The sequence below is a fragment of the Actinoplanes sp. NPDC048796 genome, assembly GCF_040650035.1.
Lineage (GTDB): Bacteria > Actinomycetota > Actinomycetes > Mycobacteriales > Micromonosporaceae > Actinoplanes.
Genome location: NZ_JBEZGO010000010.1, coordinates 132,784 through 145,135, shown reverse-complemented (window position 1 = coordinate 145,135; position 12,352 = coordinate 132,784). Strand labels below are relative to the sequence as shown.

General features: G+C 67.6%; 7 protein-coding genes. 3 read left to right on the top strand and 4 right to left on the bottom strand.

What is annotated here, in order from left to right; translation table 11 throughout:
- Positions 1-123 precede the first annotated feature (123 nt).
- From AB0C26_RS33585 to AB0C26_RS33570, 4 genes are all read right to left on the bottom strand, one after another.
- On the bottom strand, positions 124-1,035 hold the full coding sequence (locus AB0C26_RS33585; RefSeq protein WP_360255784.1) for a carbohydrate ABC transporter permease: 912 nt from the start codon (positions 1,033-1,035) through the stop codon (positions 124-126).
- Positions 1,032-2,015 (bottom strand): sugar ABC transporter permease, encoded by a 984-nt coding sequence (locus AB0C26_RS33580; RefSeq protein ID WP_360255782.1) that lies wholly within the window; start codon positions 2,013-2,015, stop codon positions 1,032-1,034. Before AB0C26_RS33580 ends, AB0C26_RS33585 begins: the two co-directional genes overlap by 4 nt.
- Positions 2,016-2,103: 88 nt before the next feature.
- On the bottom strand, positions 2,104-3,474 hold the full coding sequence (locus AB0C26_RS33575; RefSeq protein ID WP_360255779.1) for an ABC transporter substrate-binding protein: 1,371 nt from the start codon (positions 3,472-3,474) through the stop codon (positions 2,104-2,106).
- A 295-nt stretch (positions 3,475-3,769) separates the two neighbouring features.
- Positions 3,770-5,134: a UDP-glucose/GDP-mannose dehydrogenase family protein gene (locus AB0C26_RS33570; protein WP_360255777.1), complete on the bottom strand. Its 1,365-nt coding sequence runs from the start codon at positions 5,132-5,134 to the stop codon at positions 3,770-3,772.
- A gap of 359 nt (positions 5,135-5,493) precedes the next feature.
- Between AB0C26_RS33570 and AB0C26_RS33565 the strand changes: the two genes are divergently transcribed.
- The 3 genes from AB0C26_RS33565 to AB0C26_RS33555 are packed head-to-tail and all read left to right on the top strand — an operon-like array spanning position 5,494 to position 12,183.
- Positions 5,494-8,127 (top strand): cellulose binding domain-containing protein, encoded by a 2,634-nt coding sequence (locus AB0C26_RS33565; RefSeq protein WP_360255775.1) that lies wholly within the window; start codon positions 5,494-5,496, stop codon positions 8,125-8,127.
- A 20-nt stretch (positions 8,128-8,147) separates the two neighbouring features.
- Positions 8,148-11,075 carry a glycoside hydrolase family 48 protein gene (locus AB0C26_RS33560; protein ID WP_360255773.1) on the top strand — a complete coding sequence of 976 codons (2,928 nt, stop codon included), beginning with the start codon at positions 8,148-8,150 and terminating at the stop codon, positions 11,073-11,075.
- Positions 11,076-11,085: 10 nt separating this feature from the next.
- On the top strand, positions 11,086-12,183 hold the full coding sequence (locus tag AB0C26_RS33555; protein WP_360255770.1) for a lytic polysaccharide monooxygenase: 1,098 nt from the start codon (positions 11,086-11,088) through the stop codon (positions 12,181-12,183).
- Positions 12,184-12,352 lie beyond the last annotated feature (169 nt).

Sequence of the window (12,352 nt, the reverse complement as noted above, 5' to 3'; positions counted from 1 at the left end):
CATCCGATCGAGCCCGTACGCGCACGTACGGATCGTCCTCGAGCGGGCGTCGGTCATGGCGGTGAGCACAGGAAAGGCCGCGTCCCCCCGGGGGCGCGGCCTCTCCGTTGTGCGGAGCGGGTTTCAGCCCTTGACGCTGCCGGCCAGCAGGCCTCGTACGAAGTAGCGCTGGAGCAGCAGGAACACGACCACCGGGACGACGATCGAGACGAAGGCGCCGGCGGAGAGCAGCTGCCAGGCCGTGCCTCGGGTGCCGCTCAGGTTGGCGAGCTGCAGGGTGATCGGTGCGACCTCGTCGCCGCCGCCGGCGAAGACGAGAGCGACCAGCAGGTCGTTCCAGACCCAGAGGAACTGGAAGATGCCGAACGCCGCCAGCGCGGGCGTGAGCAGCGGCAGCATCACCTTGAAGAAGATCGACACGTGGCCGGCGCCGTCGATGCGCGCCGCCTCGATCAGGCCGCTCGGGATCTCCCGCATGAAGTTGCTCAGCAGGTAGATCGCCAGCGGCAGGGCGAACGTCGAGTGGGAGATCCACAGCGTCCAGAACGTGCCGGTCAGGTCGATCTTCACGAAGATCTCGAGCAACGGGATCAGGGTGACCTGCAACGGGACGATCTGCAGGGCGAAGACCACGATGAACAGGAAGTTGCGGCCCGGGAAGTGGATCCAGGTGAACGCGTACGCGGCCAGCGTGGCCAGCGCCATCGGGATCAGCACGGCCGGGATGCAGATCATCAGTGAGTTGACGAAGTACGCCGCCAGGTTGACGCCGCCTTCCTCACCGAAGACCGCCTTGTAGTTCTCCATCGTGACCGTCGGGTCGCTGAAGAACGTCCACCAGCCCGTCGTCTTGATCGCGCGTTCCGGGCGGAACGACGAGACGAGCAGGCCGAAGGTCGGGATGGTCCACAGCACCGCCAGCACGATCGCCGCGATCGACGCCCACGGCGAGCTGAGCTTCTTGCGCGCGATGCCCGCCGCGGTCTCCTTCTGCGGGGTCAGCGGGGGCGTCGTCGTCACCGGAGTCGCGGTCATGATGCCTCCGAACGACGGAGCGTGCGAATGTTGTAGGCGACGATCGGGATGACCAGGATGAACAGCAGCACCGCGAGGGCGGCGCCGAGGCCCTGGTTGTCGGCCCGGAACGTCTGGCTGTAGAACTCGTTCGCCACGACGCTGGTCTTGAACTGGCCGCCGGTCATGGTCCGGACGATGTCGAAGACCTTCAGCGTGGCGATACCGATCGTGGTCAGCACCACGACCACGGTCGGCTGCACGCTCGGCAGCGTGATGTTGCGGAACATCGTCCACGCGTTCACGCCGTCGAGGCGGGCCGCCTCGATGATGTCGTCCGGGATGGCCTTGATCGCCGCCGACAGGATCGTCATGGCGAAGCCGGCCTGGATCCAGATCATCACCACGATGAGCAGGAACGTGTTCAGCGGCGACTCGATGAGCAGCTGCTGCGGCTTACCGCCGAGCCAGACGATGATCTGGTTGATCAGGCCGATCTGCTTCACGTTGCCCTGGTCGGGGCGGTACTCGTACATGAACTTCCAGATGACGCTGGCCGCGACGAACGAGATCGACATCGGCAGGAAGATCAGTGCCTTGGCGAACGACTCGAAGCGCGAGCGGTCGACCAGGATCGCGTAGACGAGCCCGATCGCCGTGGCCAGGAACGGCACGATCACGACCCAGATCACGGTGTTGCGCAGAACGGTGAGCTGGTCGTTGTCGGAGAAGATCGTGCTGTAGTTGTCGAACCCGACGAACGCCTTGCCGGCCGCGTCGAAGAACGACTCGTAGATCGTGCGAAGCCCGGGATAGACGAGGCCGAACGCGAGCAGGAACACGGTCGGCAGCAGGTAGAGCCACGCGACGACCTTGTCGCCGCGCCGGCCGCCGAACTTGGCGGCGATGAAGAGGATGACACCGAGGATCGCGGCGAACAGAAGCAGCGCCGCGAGCATCTGCAAGATTTTCTCGGGGGTGGTGGAGGCGGTGTTGAACACGCGACCCGGACCTCCTTGTGCGCTGGACGATGAAGAAGAGGGGTGGGGCCGGTCGGATATCCCGACCGGCCCCGATGACGCTGTGTGACTACTTAGGCCATGCCTTTTCGATGTTGTCCAGCGTGGTCTTCGTGTCCTGGCCGGTGACCCAGTTGGTCGCCTGCTTCCAGAACGCGTCCGAGCCCACGGCCGCCGGCATCTGGTCCGAGCCGTCGAAGCGGAACTCCGCCTTCGGGTCGAGCAGGATGGTGCCGGCCAGCTTGTCGATCGGGTTGGTCAGGTTGTTCGGGTCCAGGCCCTTGTTGGCCGTGACCCAGCCCGAGGACAGCTTGGCCTTGATGTTCGCCCAGGTGTCCGAGGAGAGGTAGGTCTGGAAGGCCTTGACCTCGGGACGGTCGGCGAACGCGACGACGAACTCACCGGCGCCGAGAACCGGCTTGGTGTCGGCGTCCTTGCCCGGCAGGTAGAAGGCGAACACGTCGCCGTCCTCCGCCACCTTGGTGCCCTTGTCGAAGTTGGCCGCGTAGAAGCTGGCCTGGCGGTGCAGCGAGCAGGTGCCCTGGGTGATCGGCAGGCCCGCGTCCTGGAACGTGGTGGTCGCGATGCTCTTGACGTCGCCGAGACCGCCGTTGACGTACTGGTCGTTCTTCAGGTACGCGCCGACCGCGTCGAGGGCCGTGGTGGCCTCGGGGCCGTTGAACGGGATGGTGTGGTTGACCCACTTGTCGTACGTGTCCGGACCGGCGGTCCGGAGCATGAAGTCTTCCATCCAGTCGGTGATCGGCCAGCCGGTGGCGTCGCCACTGCTGATACCGGCGCACCACGGCTTCTTCTTGTCGGCCACGATCTTGTCCGACAGCGCCTTGAGCTCGTCGAGCGTCTTCGGCACTGTGTAGCCCGAGTCCTTGAACTCCGAGGGGGAGTACCAGACCAGCGACTTCACGCTCGCGCCGAGCGGCGCGCCGTAGAACTTGCCGTCGATCGTGGTGTAGCCCTTCCAGGCCTTGTCCCAGAACTTGTCGACGTTGGCCGCCGTCTCGGCCGGGGCCTCCTTGGCCTTGCCGGTCGCGACCAGCTGCTTGACCAGACCCGGCTGGGGCACGATCGCGAGGTCCGGCGGGTTGCCGGCCTTGGCCCGCACGAGGATCTGCGTCTCGAAGGACTTGTCACCCTCGTACTTGATGGTGGCGCCCGTGCAGGTCTCGAAGGGCTTGTAGGACTCCTTGTGCGGGGTGTCCTCGGGGGTCACGATGCCCGTGTAGATCGTGACCGTCTTGCCCTTGATGTCGCCGAACTTGGTGTATGGCGCGCAGTCGATGGCCGACGCGGTCGCGTCCGTACCGCCCCCGCTGTCAGAATCGTCTCCGCCGCACGCGGCGAGGCTGAAGACCAGCCCGGCGCTCAGCGCGCTGGCGAGCGCAGCCCGGCGAAAACGCGGGCTCGTTGGTTGACCGAACATACCGCTCCCTATGTCAAATCACGCCTCCGGCGTCCAAAGACGCCGCCGTCCGAAGCGCTACTTGGACAACAGTCAAGAGGTAACCGGCACGTTGCGCAATGATTTCCGCTCGATCGACTCGATAACGATACGGCCGCGATGCGTGGTGCAGCTTAACCGGTTAAGAAAGAACCGCAGGTCATGGCCCATAAAGGGCCTACGGGAGACCCTAGTCGCAAAGAGGCCACCCCGCTGAGTTATCGTCGAATAGACGAGAGCGGGGTGGCCTGTTCGGTGGAGGCCCTGCTGGTCGGGGTCAGCCGGCCATCGACAGGTACTTGAAGCCGAGGCGCGTCATCCGCTCGCGGTCGAGCACGTTGCGGCCGTCCAGGACGATCGGCTGGCGCATGAGGCCGACCATCTTGCCCCAGTCGAGTTCGAGGTACTGGGCCCACTTGGTCACCAGCACGACGGCGTCGCAGTCGTCGAAGGCGCCGTCGAGGGTCTCGGCCAGATAGGGCGCCATTTCGGGGTATTCCTTGCGGAATCGCTCGGCCGCGATCGGGTCGTGCAGCCGGACCCGAGCGCCGCGGGCGATGAGCAGGTTGGCGATGTCCAGCGCCGGCGAGTCGCGCAGGTCGTCCGTGTTGGGCTTGAAGGCGATGCCGAGCAGGCCGATCTTGCGGCCCTTGAGGATGCGCAGCTCGTCCTGGAGGCGCTCGACGGCGATCGCGCGCTGGCGCTGGTTGATGTCGCGCGCGGCCCGCACGATCGGCATCTCGTAGTTGTACTCGGCGCCGGTGGCGATCAGGGCCTTGGTGTCCTTGCCGAAGCAGGAGCCGCCCCAGCCGACGCCGGGCTCCAGGAAGCGCGAGCCGATGCGCTGGTCGAGGCCGATGCCCCGGGCCACCTCGGTGATGTCGGCGCCGACCTTGCCGGCCAGCTGGCCGATCTCGTTCACGAAGCTGATCTTCAGGGCCAGGAAGGCGTTGGCCGCGTACTTGATCAGCTCGGCCGAGGCGAGGTCGGTGGAGACCAGCGGAACGGCAGTGGTGTCGTCCGGCCGCGGCGCGAAACTCGGCGCGGTGAAGGTCTGGTTGATGATCGGGCGGTAAAGCTGGTTGAGCACCTCGAGGCTGCGCGGATTGTCCGAGCCGATGACGATTCGATCCGGAAAGAGCGTGTCGTGGATGGCATTGCCCTCACGCAGGAACTCCGGATTCGACGCGACCGAGAATTCGCAGTTCTCGGGAGCGTCGTCACGCACCGCGAACGAGTCGCGCAGAATGGCGTCGACCCAGTTTCCGCTGCCGATCGGGACCGTCGACTTGTTGACCACGACGGTGAAGTCGTTGTCGAGGTTCTGCGCGACGCTCTCGGCGGCCGAGCGCAGGTAGCGCAGGTCGGGCGAGCCGTCGGCGGCCGAGGGGGTCTGCACGGCCACGAAGACCACGTCGGCGCCGGGCACGGCCTCGGCGTAGGACGTGGTGAAGGTCAGGTTGCCCGAGGCCTCGGCGAGCAGGTCCTCCATGCCGGGCTCGTAGATCGGGCAGTGCCCGCCGCGCAGCATGTCGACCTTGTGCTGGTCGAGGTCGACGCAGGTGACCTGGTGGCCCAGGAAGGCAAGACTGACGCCGGTGGTGAGTCCGACATAGCCAGTGCCGACAACGCAAACCTTCATCAAACGCTCCTCCACCGCGGTGGTCCGGCGACCGCCGCTTCCACTGACACAGCGAACGCCACGCCGTCCCCGTAATCAAGGCCAGATGATACACAGCGTAGAAAAACGCCCGGCGAATCCTTGACGTACGGTATTCGGTTCATTCCTAAGAGTCGCCGCGATTCACCGGTCTCAATAGCTTGAGCGGTTTGCCCCGCTAGGTCTGGCGTGTACCCGCCGCCGAAGATCTCAAGCCTCGCACGGTGCCCAAGATATGCACGATTGTCAACTACGGGTTTCCAGGTCTTGACACGCAGATGTCCGCGACCCACGCTTCTGGGAGCGCTCCCAATATGACGCCCATCGATGGAAGGTTCCGAATGAGGCGCTCCACCCTCTCGGCCGCAGTCGCCGCGGTCCTGCTCAGCGCCGTGGCGATGGTGCTCGCCCGGCCCCTGACGGCCGCGGCGGCGGCCGTCGACCCGTACGGCTGGAAGAACGTCCGGATCGACGGCGGCGGATTCGTTCCGGCCGTCGTGTTCAACCCCGGCGAACGGAACCTGATCTACGCGCGGACCGACATCGGCGGCGCCTACCGATGGAACGAATCGGGGCAGAGCTGGACGCCTCTGCTCGACTGGGTGGGCCAGGACAACTGGGGTTACAACGGCGTCGTCAGCATCGCGCCCGACCCGGTCGAGACGAACCGGGTCTACGCCGCTGTCGGGATGTATACCAACAGCTGGGACCCGAACAACGGCGCGATCCTGCGATCCTCCGACAAGGGAAACACCTGGCAGATCACCACATTGCCGTTCAAGAACGGCGGCAACATGCCCGGGCGCGGCATGGGGGAGCGGCTCGCCGTCGACCCGCATCACAACAGCACGGTCTACTACGCCGCCGAGGGCGGCAACGGCCTGTGGCGGAGCACGAACTACGGCGCCACCTGGGCCAAGGTCGCCGCGTTCCCGAACGCCGGCAACTACGTGCAGGACCCGAGCGACACCAACGGCTACCTCAGCCAGAACCAGGGCCTGACCTGGGTCACCTTCGGCGCCGCGAACCAGATCTACGTAGGCGTGGCCGACAAGCAGAACCCGGTCTACCGGTCGCTCGACAACGGCGTGACCTGGCAGCGCGTGCCCGGCCAGCCGACCGGATACCTGGCGCACAAGGGCGTCGTACAGGGTAACTATCTGTTCATCGCGACCAGCGACACCGGCGGCCCGTACGACGGCGGCGCCGGCCAGGTGCAGCGCCTCGACCTCACCACCGGGGCCTGGACCGACATCTCGCCGACGCCGGCCTCCGCGTCGCCGTACTACGGCTACTCCGGGCTGACCGTCGACAAGCAGAAGCCGGGCACGCTGATGGTGGCCACCCAGATCTCCTGGTGGCCCGACACGATCTTCTTCCGCAGCACCGACTACGGCGCCACCTGGACCCGGATCTGGGACTTCGCCGGATATCCGTCGGTCGCGAAGCGCTACACGATGGACATCTCGGCCAATCCGTGGCTCGACTTCAACACCAATCCGCAGCCGCCCGAATCGACACCGAAGCTCGGCTGGATGAACGAGACCCTGGCCATCGATCCATTTAATTCCAGCCGTTTTCTGTACGGCACGGGCGCCACGGTCTACGGCTCGACCAACCTCACCAACTGGGACGCGGGCTCGACCGTCACGATCAAGCCGATGGCCAAAGGCCTCGAGGAGACCGCGGTCCTCGACCTGGCCAGCCCGCCGACCGGGGCACCGCTGGTCAGCGCGCTCGGCGACATCGGCGGCTTCCACCACGCGTCGCTCGACGCGGTTCCGGCCAACTTCCACGACACGCCGAGCCTGAGCAGCAACACCAGCCTCGACTTCGCCGAGCTCACCCCGGCCGTGTTCGCCCGGGTCGGCAACGCGGACGCGGCGCCGCACATCGGCATCTCCAGCGACGGCGGCAAGAACTGGTACCAGGGCCAGGAACCGTCCGGCGTCACCGGCGGCGGCACGATCGCGGTCGGCGCCGACGCGACGTCGATGGTCTGGTCCCCGCAGGGCGCCGGCGTGCATGTCAGCACGACCCGGGGCAGCTCGTGGACCGCCTCGGCCGGGCTGCCGGCGGGCGCGATCGTCGAGAGCGACCGGGTCAACCCCAAGATCTTCTACGGGTACGCCGCCGGCACGTTCTACACGAGCAGGGACGGCGGCGCGACCTTCACCGCGTCGGCCGCCTCCCTCCCGGCCGACGGACGGCTGCACTTCAAGGCGGTACCAGGTGCGGGCGGCGAGGTCTGGTTCGCCGGCAGTACGGGGCTGCTGCGCTCCACCGACTCCGGGGCGACGTTCACGAAGGTCCCGTCGGTGACCTCGGGCATCAACGTGGCGTTCGGCAAGGCGGCGCCCGGACAGTCCCGGCCCGCGGTCTACCTGGTCGGCACGGTCGACGGGGTGACCGGGGTCTTCCGCTCGGACGACACCGGGGCGAGCTGGGCGCGGATCAACGACGACGCCCATCAGTACGGCAACGCCGGTGACGCCCTCGCGGCCGACCCCAACGTGTACGGGCGCGTCTACCTCGGCACCAACGGCCGCGGCATCCTTTATGGCGATAAAACGGGCACGACCACAACGCCGCCGCCGACTACCACCAGCCCGACGAGCCCGCCACCGACCACTGCGCCCCCGACTACTCCGCTCCCGTCCACGCCTGCTCCGGGGGGCTGCTCGGCCACGTACAAAATCACCGGTCAATGGCAAGGGGGCTTCCAGGCCGAGGTCACCGTCAAGAACACCGGAACCGCCGCCCTCACCGGCTGGAACGTCGGCTGGACCTTCACCGCGGGCCAGACCCTGACCAACGCCTGGAACGCGACCGCCACCCAGAGCGGCACGACGGTGACCGTCCGGAACGCGACCTACAACGGCGCCCTCGCCGCCGGCGCCGGCACCACCTTCGGCTTCCTCGGCAGCGTCGCCGGAACCAATAACCCCGTCCCCTCTCCCATCACCTGCTCCTGAGCAGAAAGGAACTCCCCCTCGTGCGAGCTCGACAAAGAGTCAGAAGACGCCTGCGCCGCGGGCTGGCCCTCACCGGCGCCGCCGTCCTCGGCGCCGGCGTGGCCCTCACAGCCGGCGCTCCCGCCCTCGCCGCACCCGGCTGCACCGTCGTCTACAAGGTGCAGAGCCAGTGGCCCGGCGGGTTCACCGGCGACATCGCCATCACCAACACCGGTGACCCGCTGACCAGCTGGAAGCTCGAGTACGACTTCCCCGACGCGGCTCAGAAGGCCGTCCAGGGCTGGAGCGGCGTCTACGCGCAGAGCGGCCGGCACGTCACCGTCACCAACGCGGCCTGGAACGGCGGCCTCGGCACCAACGCCACGGTCAGCACGGGCTTCAACGGCACGTTCGGCTCGGCCAACCCGGTGCCCACCGCGTTCACCCTCAACGGCGCGCCCTGCAACGGCGCCGTCGCCGCGCCGACCGTGGAGATCACCAGCCCGGCCGCGAACACCCGGTACACCGCGCCGGCGTCGATCCCGATCACGGCCACGCCCACCGTGGCCGGCGGCGGGACGGTCAGCAAGGTCGAGTTCTACCACGACGGGCTGCTCATCAACACCGACACGGCGGCTCCGTACACCTACACCTGGTCCGGCGTCCCGGCCCAGACCGCGGCGTACCACCTGCAGGCCATCGCGTACGACGCCAACGGGGTCAAGAGCAACACCGCCGACGTGCCCGTCTTCGTCGACGCCGCCACCACCCCGGCGATCGTGGCCGACGCCACTTCGCTGACCGTGTCGCCCGGTGACAGCGCCACCTTCAAGCTGGCCCTGTCCAAGGCGCCCACGGCGGACGTGACCGTCGCGGTCGCCCGCACCGCCGGGGCCACCACCGTGTCGGCCACGCCGGCCTCGCTCACCTTCACCCCGGCCAACTGGAACACCGGCCAGACCGTCACGGTCGCCGCGACCAGCGCGGCCGCCCTCGGCGCGACCGCCACCTTCTCGGCCACCGCGAGCGGGCACACCGCGGCCACGGTGAACGCGACAGTGGCCCAGCAGGGCTCGGCCGACGCCCGCTTCACCCAGCTCTACAACGACATCAAGAACCCGGCCAACGGCTACTTCAGCCCGGACGGGCTGCCGTACCACTCGATCGAGACGCTGATCGACGAGGCGCCCGACCACGGTCACGAGACGACGTCCGAGGCGTTCAGCTACTGGCTGTGGCTCGAGGCCGAGCACGGGCACGCGTCGGGCGACTGGGCGCCGTTCAACAGCGCCTGGGCGACGATGGAGAAGTACATCATCCCGTCGCACGCCGACCAGCCGACCAACGACAAGTACGACCCGTCCAAGCCGGCCACCTACGCGGCCGAGCACCCGCTGCCGTCGCAGTACCCGTCGCAGCTCGACTCGAGCGTCTCGGTCGGCTCCGACCCGCTGGCGGCCGAGCTGAAGAGCGCCTACGGCACCTCCGACATCTACGGCATGCACTGGCTGATGGACGTCGACAACGTTTACGGCTTCGGCCACTGCGGCGACGGCACGACGAAGAACGTCTTCATCAACACGTTCCAGCGCGGCCCGCAGGAGTCCACGTTCGAGACCGTGCCCCAGCCGTCCTGCGACACCTTCAAGCACGGCGGCCCGAACGGGTACCTCGACCTGTTCACCAAGGACTCCAGCTACGCCAAGCAGTGGAAGTACACCAACGCGCCGGACGCGGACTCGCGCGCGGTGCAGGCGGCGTACTGGGCGTACACCTGGGCCACCGAGCAGGGCAAGCAGTCGCAGATCTCCAGCGCCGTGACCAACGCGGCCAAGATGGGCGACTACCTGCGCTACTCCTTCTACGACAAGTACTTCAAGCAGCCGGGCTGCGCGTCGACCTCGTGCGCCGCGGGCACCGGCAAGAACGCCTCCAGCAACCTGATGTCCTGGTACTACGCCTGGGGCGGCGCGACCGACACCAACGCCGGCTGGGCGTGGCGGATCGGCTCGAGCACCAGCCACTTCGGATATCAGAACCCGATGGCCGCCTACGTCCTGTCCAACGTCAGCGCCCTCGCCCCGAAGTCGCCGACCGCCAAGGCGGACTGGCAGGCCAGCCTCAACCGGCAGCTCGAGTTCTACCAGTGGCTCCAGTCGTCGGAGGGCGCGATCGCCGGCGGCGCGACCAACAGCTGGAACGGCAGCTACCAGGCCCGCCCGGCCGGCACGCCGACCTTCTACGGTCTCGCCTACGTCGAGGCCCCGGTCTACGAGGACCCGCCGTCGAACCGCTGGTTCGGCATGCAGACCTGGTCGCTGGAGCGGCTGGCCGAGTACTACTACACGACCAATGACGCCAAGGCGAAGTCGGTGCTGGACAAGTGGGTGCCGTGGGCCCTGGCCAACAGCACCATCAGCGCCACCGAATTCTCCATCCCGTCCGACATGGCCTGGTCGGGCGCCCCGGCCACCTGGAACCCGTCGTCGCCCGCGGCCAACACCAACCTGCACGTCACGGTGACCAGCAAGGGTCAGGACCTCGGCGTGGCCGGCTCGCTGGCCAAGCTGCTGACCTACTACGCGGCGAAGTCGGGCAACGCGGCGGCCAAGACCGCGGCCAAGAACCTGCTCGACGCGATCTGGACCAAGAAGGACGCCAAGGGCGTGTCGGTCACCGAGACCCGCGCCGACTACGAGCGGATGGACGACACCTACAACGCGTCCACCGGCCAGGGCATCTACATCCCGCCGGGCTGGAGCGGCAAGATGCCCAACGGCGACGCCATCAAGCCGGGCGTGTCCTTCCTGGACATCCGCTCCTTCTACAAGAACGACCCCGACTACCCGAAGGTCGAGGCGTACCTGAACGGCGGCCCGGCGCCGACGTTCAACTACCACCGGTTCTGGGCTCAGGTCGACGTCGCCACCGGCTACGCCGACTTCGCCCGGCTCTTCCCCAACGGCTGAGGGGTTCGCGATGAAAAAACGCTTTCTTGTGTACGCCGTGAGCGCCGTCCTCGCCGCGGGCGCGGCCTTGATCGGACTGCCGGGCGCGGCCGAGGCACACGGTGCGATCATGGTGCCGGGCAGCCGGACGTGGCTGTGCTACAAGGACGGCCGTAACCCGACCACCGGCGCCATCGAGCCGACGAACGCGGCCTGCGCGGCGGCGGTGGCCCAGAGCGGGACGACGTCGCTGTACAACTGGTTCGCGGTGCTCCGCTCGGACGGGGCGGGCCGGATGTCGGGCTTCATCCCCGACGGCCAGCTCTGCTCCGGTGGCACCGGGGGACCGTACAACTTCACCGGTTTCAACCTGGCCCGTGACGACTGGCCGGTGACGCACCTGACCTCGGGGCGGACCCTCGGCGTCAAGTACAACAACTGGGCCAAGCACCCGGGCACGTTCCGGCTCTACATCACCAAGGACAGCTGGAGCCCGACCCGGCCGCTGGCCTGGAGCGACCTGGAGTCCACGCCGTTCGACACGGTGACCAACCCGCCGGACAACGGCGGGCCGGGCAGCGACGACGGCTACTACTACTGGAACGCCAACCTGCCGTCCGGCAAGAGCGGGCGCCACATCATCTACTCGGTGTGGCAGCGCTCGGACAGCAACGAGACGTTCTACGGCTGCTCCGACGTGGTCTTCGACGGCGGCAACGGTGAGGTCACCGGCATCCGGGGCAGCGGCACCACCCCGGGCTCGCCGACCCCGCCGACGACCCCGCCGGTCACGCCCACCACGCCCGACACGTCGCCGAACCCGGGCAACGGCGCCTGCTCCGCGATGTTCAACGTCACGGGCACGTGGAACGGCGGCTTCCAGGCCGAGGTGATGGTGCACGCGGGCACCGCGGCCATCGGCAAATGGACGGTCACCTGGACCTGGCCGGGCTCGCAGGGCCTGACCCAGGCCTGGAGCGGCACGGCCACCAGCAGCGGCTCGCTGGTGACGGTCAAGAACGCCAACTGGAACGGCACGGTGGCGGCGAACAGCCACACGACGTTCGGGCTGATCGGCTCGGGGACCGCGCCACCGAGCGTGAACAACCTGGCCTGTACGACGGCCTGACCTTTCCCTCTCCGGCGGCGGCGCGAGCTTTCTCTCGCGTCGCCGCCGGCGTCTGCCCGCACCGAAAGTTCCGACGGTTCCCGGAAACGCTTCGACGCGTCAAGCAGCCCATGATCGGCTTCGGATCTCTTGACGACATAGATGAACGCCTTTACGTTACGAGGGTTAG